Source organism: Ohtaekwangia kribbensis, from assembly GCF_042676245.1.
Classification (GTDB): Bacteria; Bacteroidota; Bacteroidia; order Cytophagales; family Cyclobacteriaceae; genus Ohtaekwangia; species Ohtaekwangia kribbensis.
Genome location: NZ_JBHTKA010000007.1, coordinates 253913 through 270317, shown reverse-complemented (window position 1 = coordinate 270317; position 16405 = coordinate 253913). Strand labels below are relative to the sequence as shown.

The following is a 16405-nucleotide window of genomic DNA, read 5'->3' as shown; positions in this document are numbered from 1 at the left end:
TAATTCTGTTCTGCGCACATAACACAGCGACCTTCTTTTCTTAAACAAAGCATTAACGCTGCATCATCACTAGGTTCAATCAGCCGGTTAAGTTTGGGCAAAATACTTTTGTTGTGAAGATATCGCTTGCCAACGCTGATACCCCGGTTGTAAAGCACTATATCGTAGTGCTCTCGTTACTCTTTATCGCTTCACTCGGTGTTGATAAAGGAATGGATATACTATGGATCAACGGACACCATACTGCTTTTCTTGATCTTTTCTTTAAAACCATTACTAACCTTGGCGATGGGTTGATCTTTATACCGATCGTTGTCTTTGCTGCTTTTGTTCGTTTCCGTCATGCTATAGCGGCGCTTATCGCTTCCTTGCTGCATGGTATATTGGTGAGTGCGTTCAAGCGTGGATTGTTTCCGAAACTGGAGCGCCCGCGAAAATTCCTGGGCGATGATTTGATTCACTTTGTGCCCGGAGTTGATGTACACAATTTCAATTCGTTTCCTTCCGGACATACTGCTACTGCTTTTTGTGCAGCTTTTTTTCTGGCCCTGATCTCCGGCAATAAAGCGATCGGTGTATTTACATTGTTACTTGCGTTTATGGTGGGGTACTCCCGTATATACTTAGCCCAGCATTTTCTTATTGATGTTGCAGCCGGTGCTGTAGTAGGTACATTTTCAACCTATATCGTCTGGCAGGTAATGGAGTTGAATCAATTGCCGATGTGGATGAATCGCAGGCTGGATATTGGTGCGCTCTTGAAGAGGGAGTCGTTTGATTTTAAGATCAGGAGGAGCCGCTAATCGTTATCCGTTAATGGTTAACAGTTAATAACAGACACGGACAACGACTAACCATTAACGGCTAACGATTATTAGTGTTCGTTGTTCAGCGGATAGACTTCACTGTAACCGGGCCATTTGCGTTCGAGGACTACGGTTACGGGGCGTTCGAAGAGATCTTTTCCTTCGTATACTATGCGATAGTCGTTTGCGGGCAGCTCATCTACATATCGTTTTTGCGTTACTATATAGTACCGGGGTTGTGTTTGCTGATAGGCTTTGAGTTGATCTGCGGTTTCGATTTTTTTTACAGGCGCTTTAAAATAAAACACATAGGCCGGATTAAAATCACGATAGCTTACTACCGGTATAGGTTTATGATGATCTATGTAATCAACACTCTGCGAAACCGGATTGCGCTGATCTACTTCCGGAAAGGCAGCATAAAAAAAGATCATCAGAAACGTTACGCCCGTGAGCGTATAAACATATAGCGCTGTATCGAGATCCTTCTTCCAGATATATAGCAGTGCCGCACCTGCACCCAGCGGCAACAGCACGAAATATACCGCAAGGCTTGACAGGTCTTGCAGGTTGTGCTCGGCACGCAACGCAATCCATACTGCGAAAGGTATAGCCAGCGCGATGATAAAATATACCAATGCATTTACGCGCAACCGCAGACGCTTTACCTTTTCACGCTTTTGTACGATATAAAAGAAGTATCCTAATAGTATAGCAAAGAACGGAACGGCAGGCTCAGGATAACTCGGCAATATGGTGCGCGAGAATGCAAAGAACACAATGACAATGGCCATCGCAAGGAGACAGAACTGCAGGAATGCATCTTTCTTCTGATCTTTCCAGATCATGCGTATAGCCTGCGGAAAGAAAAATGAAAACGGCATGAGCGCACCAATCACGATCACGACTGATGCCAGCGGAAAACCACCATGCCCTTCCATGGAAGATGTAAAGCGGCTTATATTGTGCTTAAAGAAAAATTGTTCCAGCCACTCGCCCTGTGTCTCCACTCCTACGGCTATATACCAGGGCAACACAATCGCCAGAAAAAGTAATACACCCGGCACGAGACGCAGCTGCATCAACGTCTTCCATTTGAAATTGCGTTGCGCGAGTAAAAAGATCAACACCAGTATTCCTGAAAACACCATGGCCACCGGACCTTTCGCCAACGTTGCCAGTGCTATCGACACATAGAATATATAGTAATATCCCCGCTTCTTTTCTATATAAGCATATATAAAACTTAACCAGCCAAGCGTAAGAAAAAAGATCAGGTAAGGATCAGGCACTGCCAGATGAAATTGTATACCCAGCTGCAGAGACGACACGAGTATCATGCCGGTATAAAACGCAGCATCTTCCGTTAACATCTTTCTGCAGAAGAGAAATACAACCAGCACCGTAAGCACACCCATCATCGAAGAAAATATACGTGCACCAAACGGAGTTATTCCAAATATACTATACCCCACCTTCATGAAGTAATAATGCAACGGAGGCTTATCCGTACGCAACGCATCATTAAACGTAGGCACCACCCAATCGCCCCGCTGATACATTTCCATGGCACACCCCGCGTTCTTGGCTTCATCCAGTATATATACGGAAGTGCCCCAGATGTTAGCGGTATATACTACGGTGGAGAGGATGAGCAGGAGGAGGAGGTTTTTCATGCGTTGTTACGTGTTTACGTGTTTGGGTATGTACGTGTGTGCGTTTACTTATACACAAAGTGCTCCGATATAGATAGTATATACGTTATAATAAGATCAACTACGTAAACACGTGCCCACGTACACACCTAAACACATTCTACTGCGCAATTTTAAATTAAAAATCTATCTCCCCTGTTACCCCCGCATGAAGCTATCTTCATGAAATGTTAACGGGTGTGTAAAGGTTGAGCAATGTAGGGTGCGTTACTTTGTGGATATGGAACTATCGGTGATTATTACGTTGCTGAACGAAGAGGATAATATCGCTCCGCTGTTTGATAGTGTACGAAGGGCGCTTGTGAATTATGAGTATGAGTTGATTCTGGTAGACGATGGTTCTACCGATGCAACGGTTGCCAAAATCAAAGCGCTGGCCGATCATCGCACGCGATTAATTTCTTTTAATCGTAACTACGGACAAACAGCAGCTATGGCTGCCGGTATAGATCACGCTCACGGTGATTACATCGTTACCATGGATGGCGATTTGCAAAATGACCCCAGTGATATACCGGCTATGCTGATGAAACTCAAAGAAGAAAACTGGGATGTTGTTGCCGGCAATCGCAAAAATCGTAAGGATGGTATGGTGTGGAGAAAGATACCGAGTCGTATAGCCAACCGCATGATTCGTAATCTTACCGGAGTATTCATTCGCGATTATGGCTGCACACTGAAAGTATTCAGACGTGACATTGCATTACGTCTCGGACTATACGGAGAATTACACCGCTTCATTCCTATACTCGCGGTGTTACAAGGCGGAAAGATTACCGACATGGATGTTAAACATCACGCTCGTATTCATGGTAAATCTAAATATGGTATAGGTCGCACGTTAAAAGTAGCAAGCGACCTGATGCTAATGGTATTCTTTCAGAAATATTTCAGAAGGCCCATTCATCTATTCGGTCCGATTGGTATAGTATCGTTCATGATTGGCTTCGTAATCAACTTCTATATGCTTGTCCTAAAAATCATGGGACAAGATATATGGGGCCGTCCGTTGCTTATACTCGGAGTATCGCTTGTACTGGCCGGCATTCAGTTTCTCACCTTTGGTCTCATTGCCGAACTGATCATGCGCACCTACTACGAATCGCAAAATAAGAAGACGTACAATGTACGCGAAGTGTTTCGTGGCAAGAGCCTAGTAGCTGCGAGCTATGAGTTGTGAGATGCGAGAGAGGAAAAAGTTACTGGCTACTAGCTGCAGGTAGATTTGCACGAAGGGGAAATAAATCCTATCGTATAGATTTTTCTTTTAGCAGCTATGAGCTTTGAGCTTCGAGCCGCGAGAAAAAAAGGCTGCAAGTTGCCAGCCTCTAGCTTCAGCACATTTATGCTAAGCAAAGTATATCCTATAGTAAAAAATATACTTCTAGCGGCTGGTAGCCAGAAGCTATTTTTCTTCGGGTTTGCGGTATTCGCTTGCTTCGGCTTGGGCGGAGCGGTCGAGTATCTCCCAGTCTTCGTTTAAGATTGATATAGCTTGGTGCGCTGTGAGATCGAATTGACAGGGTACTACGGATACGTAGTTGTTCGCTATAGCCCACTCATCGTTGTCTTCGCCTTTATCGAAGTTTACAAAACTTCCTGCCATCCAGAAATATCTGCGCCCGTTGGGATCAAAGCGTTGATCAAATTCCTCCACCCACTTTGCATTTGCCTGGCGGCATACACGTATACCTTTTAACGGTTCATTTTGCTTGGGAGGGAAATTTACATTGAGGGCAACGCCTTTCGGTAAGCCTTTTGCTAAAACCTGTTGGGTAATTTTACGCACATACGGTTCTACGTGCGAAAAGTCTGCATCATGCGAATAATCACAAAGTGAAAATCCAATGGCAGGTGTTCCTTCTATAGCGCCTTCTATAGCGGCAGACATGGTGCCTGAATATAGCACGCTGATGGAAGTATTGCTTCCATGATTGATGCCGCTCACCACAACATCGGGTTGACGTTGTCCTTTCAATACAAAGTGACGCGCCATCTTTACGCAATCAGCCGGTGTACCGGAGCACTGGTAAGCCTTCACACCTTTAAATACCAGGTTCTCTTCCAGTCGCAACGACTCCCCTACTGTAATGGCGTGTCCCATTCCGGATTGTGGACTATCAGGCGCTACTACGAGTACATCGCCTAAATCTTTCATTACGTTAATCAGGGTGAGAATTCCTTTCGAGGTTATTCCATCATCGTTGGAAACAAGTATAAGAGGTCTGGACATAATTGAGTGTGTGTATATATTTAAAAAAAAATGTGCTTCAAGTTCCGAACAAAGAATTATAGTATGCTATAATTTTCGCCAGGTCGTATTTTTCATCGTACTTCAGTCGATTAGCCTTTATATACTTCTCAACTTCTTCCGCACGTTTGCCCATCAGGTCGAGCAAATCATTTTTATTACCGTTGAATTCTACGATGTCGCCATCTTCTTCCATGAAGAAGTATTTATATACCAACACCACGCGGGTATAGGAGCCGACATAGTAAGGAGAACTATAAGTACGATTTTCAAGTGCTTCGCGCACGAGCAGTGTCATCTTGCCTTCTTCGAGCAGCTCAAAAAATACAGGTGCGCGATATCCGGAAGGTGTTGTATAGGGCAAGGCAAAAAACTGGCGGTAACGATGAACGGTGTTATCAAATATTTCAAAGAAGAGAACTTTGCGGGCGGAGTAAGCTTCTACTTTCTGATCACGGTAATTATACTGCAACAGGTCTTGCTGCAAGTCATACTTCACCAGACCTTTCAGTGTGTCGCCTTCGAGCAGCACAATTTTACCTTCATGCCATAATTCGAACGGCCATTGCTGTGCCCTTGCGGGAAAAGAAAAAAACGTTGCGATCAATACCAGAAAAAAGAACGTGCTTCGCAGCGAGGCGACATGTTCCGGATATAGCAGTACGTTTTTTTCTTTCGATGTTATCATTTAGCCTTAGACTTCAATATAGTATGTCCGAGTTTATCGCGCTTCGTCATTAAATAACGTTCATTATGCGGATTCGGTACAATTTCGATGGGAACATTATCAACAATCTCCAGTCCGTAGCCCATCAACCCGACACGTTTCTTAGGGTTATTCGTAATAAGCTTGATTTTGGTTATACCTAAATCGCGAAGAATTTGTGCACCTACACCATAATCGCGTTCATCCATATCAAAACCAAGTTGCAGGTTTGCCTCTACAGTATCAAATCCCTGCTCCTGAAGTTTATAGGCTTTCAACTTGTTCAGCAAGCCAATGCCTCTTCCCTCCTGTTTCATGTAAAGTACAACACCTTTACCTTCTTTGTCAACTATCTCCATGGCGCGATGTAACTGTGAACCACAATCACAACGGCACGATCCGAATATATCTCCGGTAACACACGAAGAGTGTACGCGCACCATAACCGGTTCGTCTTTCTCCCATGTACCTTTCACTAATGCCATGTGCACATCCAGCGTGTTGGTTTGTTCGAATGCAACCAGTTTAAAGTGACCATGCTCGGTTGGCATATCTACTTCAATCTCGCGTTTGATGAGTGATTCTTTCTTGAGCCTATATTCGATCAGGTCTTTGATGGAAACAAGTTTCAGATTAAAACGCTGTGCAACTTTTACCAGGTCGGGCAAACGCGCCATCGTACCATCTTCATTCATGATCTCTACCAATACACCGGCAGCTTTAAAACCGGCAAGACGGGCAAAGTCTATAGCAGCTTCGGTATGACCACTTCTGCGCAACACACCACCACGCTTGGCGCGCAATGGAAATATATGTCCGGGCTTGCCAAGTTCTTCCGGTTTCGTATCCGGATCAACGAGTGCGCGAATCGTTTTGAAACGATCGTGGGCCGAAATACCGGTAGTGCAACCGTGGCCTATCAGATCAACCGATACGGTAAACGGTGTTTCAAACACAGCGGTATTTTTACCAACCATCAGTTCGAGACCAAGCTCTTCGCAGCGGTCTTCATTCAACGGAGCACATATTAATCCGCGGCCATGCGTGGCCATGAAGTTAACAATCTCTGGTGTAATACATTCGGCAGCACAAATAAAGTCGCCTTCGTTTTCACGGTCTTCATCATCCACCACAATAATTACTTTTCCGTTCTTGATTTCCTCAAGGGCTTCTTCGATCGTGTTTAGCTTTATTTCGTCCATGTTCAGTAGTTCCTGTTCTACATATTTATCCTGAATGGTTTCCGGTGGAAAAAATTCAGAACCTTCCGTTTATCTGCTCTTCTAACAAACACTTTAGTCAGTCTGTTCCAAAAAGCGTTACTTGGCAATTACAATTCCGAGCATAACTGCGAGTTCTTTCTCGGCACCTTTTAATTGCTCGTGTATGGTAAAATACTTTTCAAGGTCTTCTTCGGTTGTAGCCACCTTCATCTGTTGCAGGTTTTCTTCCATCAGTTTCTGGATCATCCGGAATTTTAACCGCAGCACGTTGGTATAGGCTACATCGTGCAATATTTCTTTTTCGTGCGGAAAGTATATATGAAATTCTTCTCCCCACGATTTACTGGTTTCATAACGCGTGGTGGTAAGCTCAGCCACCATGTTGCGCGCGGCAACGGAACCGTGTTCCATAAAATATAGCGGATCGCGCACTTCGCCCTGCTCTGCGCCTTCGCGTATGGCCAGGTAAATTTCTTTATATACCGGGTTTACAAACTCAACGTCTTCCAGCTCGGCCATCATAAAATCAATGAGGCGTTTGTCATCGTACGCATTCTCGGCATAGTTGAGCAGCAGACGTATGGTTTCCCGCTCCTGCACCTGCACCATACCAGACGTATCAAGTTTGGAACCGGTTGCCACGTCCGGCAGTATATCTGCAACGGGTGCCCGGTTATCCCGGTTATTACCGCGTGTTTTTTCCTGCTGATCCTTCTGCCGCTCACCGATCAATATTTTGTTGAGCTCAGTGAGCAGAACGGTTTCCTGTATCTTCAGTAACTGTCCCGTTTCCTGTATATATACAGAGCGTTTGATCGGATCCGGTATCAGCGATATGGTTGTAACAATCTCGCGTATCGCTTCGGCTTTCTTGATCGGGTCGTGCCCGGACTCTCCGGCAAGCAGATCGATCTTGAAGGATATAAAATCTTTGGTGTGATCTTTCAGGTATTGCTTGAACTCCGTGCTTCCCATTTTCTTGGAGAAGCTGTCCGGGTCATCACCATCGGGCAACAATACCACGCGTACGTTCAAGCCGCCTTTCAATACCAGGTCAATACCACGCAGCGCTGCTTTAATACCGGCAGCATCACCATCGAAGAGTACCGTTACGTTTTCTGTGAAGCGCCTGATGAGTTTAATCTGCTCTTCGGTAAAGGCTGTACCAGAAGATGCCACCACGTTATCAACATCCGACTGATGCATGGACATCACATCGGTATAACCTTCTACGATATAGCAGAAATCTTCTCTGCGTATAGCGTTCTTTGCCTGAAACATTCCATAGAGCACGTTGCTCTTGTGGTATATTTCTGTTTCAGGTGAGTTTATATATTTGGGCTGATCTTTCTCTTTGGTAAGTATACGCGCACCAAACGCGATAACTTTTCCGGAAAGATTATGCACCGGGAAAATTACCCTTCCGCGAAAGCGATCATAAAATCTTCCGCCATCTTTTTTTATGATGAGTCCTGCTTTCTCCAACAGTTCTTCCGTGTAGCCAATCCCGAGTGCTTTTTTACTCAAATGATCCCACTCGTTGAAGCTATAGCCCAGCTCAAATTTTTCGAGTGTGCGATCATTAAAACCGCGCTCACGAAAATAACTTAGACCGATGCTCTGACCTTCCTCTGATTGGGTAAGCGATTCCTTGTAGTAATCCTTCGCATAGTTCATCAGCGCGTACAGTCTGTCGCGGTCGCTTTGCTGATAGATCTCTTCAGAGGAACGAGCCTCCTCTTTCAGATCAACACCGTATTTTTTAGCGAGGTAACGAATAGCTTCAATGTAGCTCATGCCCTCGTGCTCCATCACAAACGTGATGCTGTCGCCACCTTTGCCACTGCTGAAATCTTTAAAGATACCTTTGGCCGGCACAACATAAAACGAAGCTGTCTTTTCGTTTGTAAACGGGCTTAACGCCTTGTAATTCTGGCCACTACGTTTCAGAGACACAAAATCCCCTATCACATCAACAATGTCAACGCGGCTCCTTACTTCATCTATTGTTTCACGGGAGATCATTTCTTCATTAAAACAGCTTGGGCTGTGGGCAAAGATACTGGGAACACAGTTTCGTTATATCATTTGTGATATCTATTTCCTGTCAATTGTCAGATACCACAACCAATATGTTAAAGGCTATGGAGTTGTGCCTCTTTCGATCTAAATTGCGCTCGATTTTCAGGCGGATTCCGGATTTTGGTTCGAATAATCTTGAATAAATAGAGTTGCCCGGAACTTTAATCCGCTATCTGAAATTTGACATTTTGAAATGATTACATCAACCGACATCCTCAAAGCTCTTTCTAAAGTAGAAGATCCTGACTTGAAACGCGATCTGGTAAGCCTGAACATGATTAAAGATGTAAAGGTGGAACCTAAAAAAGTAAGCTTCACCGTAGTATTAACCACTCCGGCCTGTCCGTTGAAAGAAAAGATACGCCAGGATTGTGAAGAGGCTGTTGAAAGTGTGGTGGGACCGGATGTGGAGATTGATATTTTCATGACCTCTTCTGTTACCACGCTGCGTGATAACGCTCCCCTGTTGCCTGGTGTAAAAAATATTATTGCCGTTGCTTCTGGTAAAGGTGGCGTGGGTAAATCTACGGTTACTTCCAACCTCGCTGTAGCACTGGCACAGACCGGAGCCAAAGTAGGTTTGATCGATGCTGATATTTACGGACCATCTATACCGGTAATGTTCAACTGCGAGTATGAGCAGCCGATGGTAAAACAGGTGAACGGTCGCAATATTATTATACCAATAGAACAGTATGGCGTAAAGCTGATCTCGATCGGATTTCTGGCTCCGCCTGATAGTGCTGTGATATGGCGTGGTCCGATGGCGAGCTCGGCACTCAAGCAATTTTTCAGTGATGCTGATTGGGGGGAACTTGATTACTTGCTGATAGACCTACCTCCCGGTACAAGCGATATACATTTAACCATGGTGCAGACTGTGCCGGTTACCGGTGCTGTGATTGTTACCACACCACAGAAAGTAGCATTGGCAGATGCCAACAAAGGCATGCTTATGTTTATGCAGCCGCAGATCAATGTACCTATACTGGGTGTCGTTGAGAACATGGCGTACTTCACTCCCGAAGAATTACCGGATAACAAATACTATATATTCGGGAAAGACGGAGGCAAGAACTTATCAGAAAAGCATAACGTTCCATTTTTAGGGCAGATACCATTGGTGCAGGGCATTCGCGAAAGTGGCGACAGTGGTTTACCGGCAGCAATGAAAGAAGGCCCAACGGCTGAAGCATTCCAGGCACTGGCAAAGACGATGGCGCGACAGATCGCCATCCGAAATGCGCAGAAGCCAACGCTGGTTACCGCTGTGAAGTAAAAAATTAAACGAGAATAGCTACCTTAGCAGTGCAAAAGGTAGCATAACATATATACCGGATGAATACGCTTGAAGAACTGACCCAGAAAATTGAAACTTCGCTGAACTCCATTCGCCCGTACCTGGAGGCTGATGGCGGTAATGTAAAAATCAATGAGGTTACACCCGAGCACGTTGTGAAGCTTGAGTTTGTTGGCGCCTGTGGTAATTGCCGCATGTCTACCATGACTTTTAAAGCAGGCGTTGAAGCTGCTATCAAGCGCGATGTGCCTGAAATAAAAGGAATCGAGGTGATCAACCTGACTCCTATCGCGAATTAAATCAGCTGCAGCCATGAGGCGCGAGCTATGAGTATATAGTTGATCGGCTATAATACTCACTTCAATACATGATGGGCCAGTACATTTTGCACATCGTATACATTTACCGATTTATTAAACTTCTTGGTAATACTGGGGTGCACTTCGCTGGAAATCCAGATTTTTAATTCAGCATCGAGGTCGAACGTGCCGGCCGTCTCTACACTGAATCTTGAAATATTTTTATAGGCAACCGACATATACTCGGTTTTACTTCCGGTTATACCTTGCTTATCAACGAGTATAAGTCGTTTGGAGGTGAAGATAAAGGTATCGCGAATCAGCTTGAAGCCTAATTCAATTTCTTCACCATCAATCAACAGTTTTCCGAAGTCTTTTACAAGTTCTTCTTTACCTACTGCACCGGCATTGCCAAGTAGTGCTGAAAATAATCCCATAGTATATATATTATCTGTGCTTAAGTTAAGAACAAATTTATATTGTACAACAACCGCACATCAAGTCACCTGATCGTATATACGCTATATATACTTCAGCTCATTTTAACCTCAGCGAAGTATATATGCAATACCAACGCACTGCTATGTATATAGCACGATTGTGCAGACTTTACTTGGTGCAACATGCTAAAAAGGGAATTCGCGTGTAGTCACATAAAATTAATAGTGCGCGAAGGTATACATCAGGTCGCTGAATTGCTATCTTTGATAACAGAACCCGCTGCAGCTTTCTCGTTGTAAAAAGTGCAGCTTTTTTTGTCGCCCTGCTTTCCGCTTACTTATTCCCACCCTATCGGAATAGGAAATCAAATTTACGTTCAAGAGTCATTGTATCATTTTATCCGTTGGCTGCCATTGGCTGCATTGTAAACTTTCCCAGTTCATCTAAAATTTTTCTGTATGTACAACCATCAAAACCCTCGCTGTTTCACTTTAGATCAAAGGCGAAACACAAAACGAAGTTTTAATCATGCCGAAAAGGTAAAACCATTCAGTGGTTTTGTTATTGTCAGGTTATCCGATCAGTACTCGTATCTCGAAGGCGATAATCTGAAGGAGTTTGCCCGCAAAAATCAAATGGATAGAGTATCAAACATTTTGGAGAAATATCCGCCCAAGTCTTTTCGAAGAAGTATAAAAAGTGTTTCCGTAGCACAGTTGAAAGAACTCGAACGCAAAGCACAGCAATCCGAGTTACCACCGGTTAACAGCTTGTCCAATTACTGGCGACTTGACTACCGCCACTACGATGGCAACCCGGATGAGTTGATACGCATGTTCCAGGAAGCACATGAAGTTGAGACTGCCTATAAAGAAATGTCGGTTACCGATCCGCTCGTTAATCCTGCAGACGATGTACTCGCTGCACAACAAGGTTATGTAGATGCTGCTCCCGATGGTATCGATGCCCGCTGGGCATGGACACAACCCAACAGTGCCGGTATAGGTGTAGGATTGGTAGACCTTGAACAAGGATGGATACCCGGACATGAAGATCTGGCTGCTGCCGGGCCGACACTCGTATTCAACGACAACCGTCATGGTGTGGGAACCTATATTGGTGACCATGGTACAGCGGTGCTCGGAGAAATTATAGGCGTTGACAATACGCGCGGTGTAGTCGGTATAGCACCTTCGGTAAGTTATGTGCGTATGGTTTCGCATTACGAAGCCGCTACCAATACAGCACTGCACGTTGCGGATGCTATTGTATCCGCCATAACAAACATGAACGCAGGCGATGTATTGCTACTGGAAGTGCAACGTTCATTCCTGCCAACAGAAACTGACAGTGCCGACTTCGATGCTATACGTCTCGCAGTTGCCAACGGTATAGTTGTAGTAGAAGCTGCAGGTAATGGTAATGAAGACCTGGATGCCTGGGTAAACGGCTCGGGTTTAACAATACTGAATCGTGGCAGTATACATTTCCGCGATTCGGGTGCTATCATGGTAGGTGCATCAGTTTCCACAACACCGCATGATCGTGCAAGCTTCTCCAACTTTGGTTCGCGTATCGATTGCTATGCGTGGGGTGAAGATATAGTTACAGCAGGCTATAGCAACCGCGGCTCCAATATATCATTGGGTGGCGATGGCACTGCTACCTTGAACGATGACTATACCAGCAGCTTCGGCGGTACGAGTGGTGCTTCACCAATTATTGTTGGCGCTGCACTAACGCTGCAAGGTATGTACAAAGCAACTGCCTTAACTCTACTCTCACCGTTGCAAATGCGTTCACTGCTGTCAGACCCGGCCACAGGAACGCCACAAGGAGGCGGGGTAGCCGGCAACATTGGCGTAATGCCTGATCTTCGCGCCATCATTGAACATACATTGGAAATAACGGCCGATGTATATATGCGCGACTATGTTGGTGATATCGGCACAGTACCAAGTGCCGGTGCTATCAGTGCAAGTCCGGATATAATTGTTACTCCTACCCTTGTAGCCAACCCGACTGCCGCGTTTGGCGAAGGTAGCGGAACGGAGAACTCCAATACACTGGGCTATACCGTTGAATTCGGACAGGACAACTATATATATGCCAGAATCAGGAACAGAGGTGGCAGCGCGGCAAATGGTGTTACCTCCACCGTATACTGGAGCGAAGTAGCCACCCTGGTAACTCCGGATATGTGGCACCTCATCGGCACATCAAATCCGGTAAATGTACCAGTGGGCGATACGATGGTTGTTACAGATGCCGTGACATGGCCTTCTGCCGATATACCTGCCGAAGGACATTACTGCTTTGTAGGTATATTGAATCACGCTCAGGACGCAGCACCTCCTATACCAGCACCCGGTAATTTTGACTGGAATGATTTCACTAACTTCATTCGTAACTATAACAATGTTACCTGGCGAAACTTTAATGTAGTGGATGTTGATCCGAGCGAACCAAGTGCTGCGATGCAATTTAATATTACCGGTGCACCTGATAAGCGCAGAATTTTTGATATCGAGCTGATTCGCGCACTTCCTGAGAATGCGCAGTTGTGGCTCGAAGTTCCGCTAAACCTGTTTGCTTTCATGAACCTGAGAGGCATTGAAGTGAAAGCTGACAAGCGGAAAAAGACGGCACGTATACTGTTGCCTCACCTGCGCAAGATCAAACTCTGCAACATGGTTCTTCCGAAAGGCGGCAAGTTCAAATGTCAGTTTATTGTATCCGGAGGCAAAGGTTATGAAAACGGCATGCACCACCTGGCAATCGGTCAGTCACACGAAGGACTGCAGGTAGGTCGCATCACCTGGGCACTTCGGGGAAATAGAAAAACCAAGTAACGAGTGTTTGATGAAGTTGTAAAATGGGATTGATGAAAGTCAATCCCATTTATATTTAGAACTGCCTGAATATACAACTATAGCAATCTGTTACTCATACTTAAGGGCATCCACCGGATTGCCACGGGCTGCCTTCACCGTATGCAGGCTGATAACACTTAGCGCAATGGCTGACACCAATAGTACAGGAACGATAATATGCCAGCCAGTCAGATCAATATGATAGGCAAAGTTCTGCAGCCATTGGGATATACCTATATATGCAATTGGACCAGCCGTTACCGATGCTATACCTACCAGCAGCAGAAATTCCTTATTTAGCAACGCCACCAGGTTTACCGGTGAAGCGCCCAGCACTTTGCGGATGCCAACTTCTTTTACCCGTTGTCGCACCGTAAACGACACAAGTCCAAACAAGCCGAGGGCCGAGATTACAATAGCAAGCAAACAGAAGAATTGAAAAAGCCTGGCGATTCGTTTGTCGGATATATACTGTTGACTGTATAGATCATCCAGCAACACATATTCAAACGGACTCTCCGGGAAAAATTCTCTCCAATGATGTCTGATCTGATGTATAGCATGGGTTACGCTCAACGCGTCATCATGTTGCAGTTTTAGCGACATTGAAGGACCTTGATTCGCTGTAAATACGATAGGCGATAATGCATCTTTCAGCGATTGCTGATGATAATCATCAACAATGCCAATTACTTCACACTTCTCATCGTTCCAGTAGATAAATGAGCCTATACTGCGATCTATAGCGTTAAACCCTAATTGTATGGCCGCAGTTTTGTTCAGCATTACAGGTTCAACTTTATCACCAAATTTACCAGTCGGATAATCGGCTTGTACAAAATTCCGGCCCGCGAGTAATCGTAATTTATAGGCAGCAATAAAATCTTCGTCCACTACATTAATGGCAAAATTCAATCTGCCTTCATCGTTCTCCTTTCTGATCACCCCTGTCCAATCAATCTGTTCACCCGGCACAGAACTTGAACTTGTTATCGTACGGATCACAGACTGTCGCTGAAGTTTTGTTTTAAAGTTTGCCATGCGTGCCTGGTACGTTGAGTCTACCATCGAAGGCGCCTTGACTACAATGGTTCGGTCAATATCAATCCCTATATTCTGCCTTTGCATAAAGGTGAATTGCTCATAGAAAACAAACACAGCCATAGCAAGACTGCTGGCGCATGTAAACTGAAAAACAACGAGTGCTTTACGCAATACGCCTCCTTTGCTTTTACCGGAAACTTTACCTTTCAAAACTACAGCCGGGTTGTACGAAGCCATTGCCTGTGCGGGATATATACTCGTAAATAATATACCTCCCGTAAATACAATCGCTACCAATATACCGGTTGGACTAAACAGAACAGTAAGCAAATACGAATACGGAACATCAATGCCCGTAATCGAGTTAAAGAACGGCAACGCAAAATATACCAGCATCATGGCAAGCAGTATACTCAGCGCATTCACAATAACTGATTCAACAACAAACTGCAAAAGTAGCTGCAACCGACTCGCTCCGGATACTTTTCGTATACCTACTTCTTTCGCACGCGTCACGGCACGCGACAGAGTCATGTTCATATAGTTGATCCATGCGATCAGCAAAATCGCAAAAGCAACGGCAATCAGAAAATATATAGCAATTTTATTTCCCGCAGGTTGCATGTCGTCATGAAGCCAGTTATCCAGGTGTATATCCGTAACAGGCTGCAACGAAAGATGAATACGATCATCTTTACCCAAGGTTTCCGGCCTGTAGTGCAGACTGAAATCACGCAACTTTGCCTGCATACGTGATGCATCGGTATGAGGCGCAGTCACCAAATAGGTATAGCAATCAAAATTCTTAAAGTATATATTATTCTCGAGGGAATGCATCGACAAAAGAATGGTAGCATCGAGGTGAGAATTTTCCGGGAGATCCTGTATCACGCCCGTTACCGTATAGTCATGTTCATCCGAGCTTCCTTTCATCCGCAATACTTTACCGATAGCATTTGCGTCACCAAAATATTTCCTGGAAACCGAAGACGTGATCACAGCAGAAAAAGGACTTGTCAACGCTGTTGCCGGATCACCTTGTTCGAAAATAAAGGTAAAGATGCTGAGTATAGCAGCATCGGCATAGTACAGGTTGCGCTCATGAAATACTATGGCGCTGCCATGATCAGTATAACTTACGTTGCAATCGAACCAGCTTCGCGTTGAAACCAACCTGCCCTGCAGGGTAACTTCTGCAAACTCACCACTCACTGTCGGCCCTGCAGATACGGGAGCAAGCGCACTGTTCGTAATCAACTTGTTGTTGGCATACAATGATGTTGTAATGCGATAGATACGATCAGCATGCTGGTGGAACCGGTCATACCGAAGTTCAAAAACAGAATATAGCAAAATCAACAGGCAGGTTGCCATGCCCAGGGTGAGCCCGAGCAAATTTATAGCGGTGAAGACTTTGTCCCGGCAGATATAGCGCCACTCTTTCCGGATATAGTGTCGTAGCATATATAGGGTGTAGCTGTGTGATTATGGAAGCTAATGAATTTAACGTTCAGCAGCAAGCAGTACCCAACGCTGCGTTACCTGATCTCACGTCTAAAAACGAAAACTTCAAACCGAAGCGTATGGCTGGCAGCCGGATTTTTTTGAGTGCTCCCTCCACCGGAAGCTGTTGAAATACATCGACCGATAATCTTTACAACCGCG

The 16405-nt window shown here is 44.9% G+C and carries 12 protein-coding genes; 5 read left to right on the top strand and 7 right to left on the bottom strand.

Annotated features, from left to right (window positions below):
- The first annotated feature begins 113 nt into the window (after nucleotides 1-113).
- A complete protein-coding gene (locus ACFQ21_RS16340) occupies nucleotides 114-803 on the top strand; it encodes a phosphatase PAP2 family protein (protein ID WP_377580350.1) in 690 nt (229 codons plus the stop codon).
- A gap of 71 nt (nucleotides 804-874) precedes the next feature.
- On the opposite strand, the gene ACFQ21_RS16335 is transcribed toward ACFQ21_RS16340, so the two are convergent.
- Complete coding sequence (locus tag ACFQ21_RS16335; RefSeq protein ID WP_377580349.1) at nucleotides 875-2482, bottom strand: ArnT family glycosyltransferase; 1608 nt, start codon at nucleotides 2480-2482, stop codon at nucleotides 875-877.
- 259 nt (nucleotides 2483-2741) lie between these two features.
- Here ACFQ21_RS16335 and ACFQ21_RS16330 point away from each other — a divergent pair, with 259 nt between their 5' ends.
- Nucleotides 2742-3701, top strand: coding sequence for a glycosyltransferase family 2 protein (locus ACFQ21_RS16330; protein WP_377580348.1), 960 nt, complete (start codon nucleotides 2742-2744; stop codon nucleotides 3699-3701).
- Between the two features lie 225 nt (nucleotides 3702-3926).
- Here the strand turns inward: ACFQ21_RS16330 and surE are convergent, their stop codons facing one another.
- The 4 genes from surE to dnaG all read right to left on the bottom strand — a co-directional run bounded on the left by surE (nucleotide 3927) and on the right by dnaG (nucleotide 8726).
- Nucleotides 3927-4754: a 5'/3'-nucleotidase SurE gene (gene surE, locus ACFQ21_RS16325; protein WP_377580347.1), complete on the bottom strand. Its 828-nt coding sequence runs from the start codon at nucleotides 4752-4754 to the stop codon at nucleotides 3927-3929.
- 37 nt (nucleotides 4755-4791) lie between these two features.
- Nucleotides 4792-5460 (bottom strand): hypothetical protein, encoded by a 669-nt coding sequence (locus ACFQ21_RS16320; protein ID WP_377580346.1) that lies wholly within the window; start codon nucleotides 5458-5460, stop codon nucleotides 4792-4794.
- Nucleotides 5457-6680, bottom strand: coding sequence for a bifunctional 3,4-dihydroxy-2-butanone-4-phosphate synthase/GTP cyclohydrolase II (locus tag ACFQ21_RS16315; protein ID WP_377580345.1), 1224 nt, complete (start codon nucleotides 6678-6680; stop codon nucleotides 5457-5459). Before ACFQ21_RS16315 ends, ACFQ21_RS16320 begins: the two co-directional genes overlap by 4 nt.
- Nucleotides 6681-6797: 117 nt before the next feature.
- Entirely contained in the window at nucleotides 6798-8726 is a 1929-nt protein-coding gene (gene dnaG, locus ACFQ21_RS16310) for a DNA primase (RefSeq protein WP_377580344.1), read from the bottom strand.
- 250 nt (nucleotides 8727-8976) lie between these two features.
- Here dnaG and ACFQ21_RS16305 point away from each other — a divergent pair, with 250 nt between their 5' ends.
- Both ACFQ21_RS16305 and ACFQ21_RS16300 read left to right on the top strand, forming a co-directional pair.
- Nucleotides 8977-10062 carry an Mrp/NBP35 family ATP-binding protein gene (locus tag ACFQ21_RS16305; RefSeq protein WP_377580343.1) on the top strand — a complete coding sequence of 362 codons (1086 nt, stop codon included), beginning with the start codon at nucleotides 8977-8979 and terminating at the stop codon, nucleotides 10060-10062.
- Nucleotides 10063-10121: 59 nt separating this feature from the next.
- A complete protein-coding gene (locus ACFQ21_RS16300; RefSeq protein ID WP_377580342.1) occupies nucleotides 10122-10382 on the top strand; it encodes a NifU family protein in 261 nt (86 codons plus the stop codon).
- A gap of 56 nt (nucleotides 10383-10438) precedes the next feature.
- Here the strand turns inward: ACFQ21_RS16300 and ACFQ21_RS16295 are convergent, their stop codons facing one another.
- Complete coding sequence (locus ACFQ21_RS16295; protein WP_377580341.1) at nucleotides 10439-10819, bottom strand: PH domain-containing protein; 381 nt, start codon at nucleotides 10817-10819, stop codon at nucleotides 10439-10441.
- 462 nt (nucleotides 10820-11281) lie between these two features.
- Between ACFQ21_RS16295 and ACFQ21_RS16290 the strand changes: the two genes are divergently transcribed.
- Nucleotides 11282-13675, top strand: coding sequence for a S8 family peptidase (locus ACFQ21_RS16290; RefSeq protein WP_377580340.1), 2394 nt, complete (start codon nucleotides 11282-11284; stop codon nucleotides 13673-13675).
- Between the two features lie 90 nt (nucleotides 13676-13765).
- Here the strand turns inward: ACFQ21_RS16290 and ACFQ21_RS16285 are convergent, their stop codons facing one another.
- Nucleotides 13766-16204, bottom strand: a complete 2439-nt coding sequence (locus tag ACFQ21_RS16285; protein ID WP_377580339.1) for an ABC transporter permease — start codon at nucleotides 16202-16204, stop codon at nucleotides 13766-13768.
- Nucleotides 16205-16405 lie beyond the last annotated feature (201 nt).

Excerpts from the sequence above, each read along its gene's own strand:
- ACFQ21_RS16335 (WP_377580349.1), bottom strand. The coding sequence starts at position 2,482 with ATGAAAAACCTCCTCCTCCTGCTCATCCTCTCCACCGTAGTATATACC.
- ACFQ21_RS16330 (WP_377580348.1), top strand. The coding sequence starts at position 2,742 with ATGGAACTATCGGTGATTATTACGTTGCTGAACGAAGAGGATAATATC.
- surE (WP_377580347.1), bottom strand. The coding sequence starts at position 4,754 with ATGTCCAGACCTCTTATACTTGTTTCCAACGATGATGGAATAACCTCG.
- ACFQ21_RS16320 (WP_377580346.1), bottom strand. The coding sequence starts at position 5,460 with ATGATAACATCGAAAGAAAAAAACGTACTGCTATATCCGGAACATGTC.
- ACFQ21_RS16315 (WP_377580345.1), bottom strand. The coding sequence starts at position 6,680 with ATGGACGAAATAAAGCTAAACACGATCGAAGAAGCCCTTGAGGAAATC.
- dnaG (WP_377580344.1), bottom strand. The coding sequence starts at position 8,726 with ATGATCTCCCGTGAAACAATAGATGAAGTAAGGAGCCGCGTTGACATT.
- ACFQ21_RS16305 (WP_377580343.1), top strand. The coding sequence starts at position 8,977 with ATGATTACATCAACCGACATCCTCAAAGCTCTTTCTAAAGTAGAAGAT.
- ACFQ21_RS16300 (WP_377580342.1), top strand. The coding sequence starts at position 10,122 with ATGAATACGCTTGAAGAACTGACCCAGAAAATTGAAACTTCGCTGAAC.
- ACFQ21_RS16295 (WP_377580341.1), bottom strand. The coding sequence starts at position 10,819 with ATGGGATTATTTTCAGCACTACTTGGCAATGCCGGTGCAGTAGGTAAA.
- ACFQ21_RS16290 (WP_377580340.1), top strand. The coding sequence starts at position 11,282 with ATGTACAACCATCAAAACCCTCGCTGTTTCACTTTAGATCAAAGGCGA.
- ACFQ21_RS16285 (WP_377580339.1), bottom strand. The coding sequence starts at position 16,204 with ATGCTACGACACTATATCCGGAAAGAGTGGCGCTATATCTGCCGGGAC.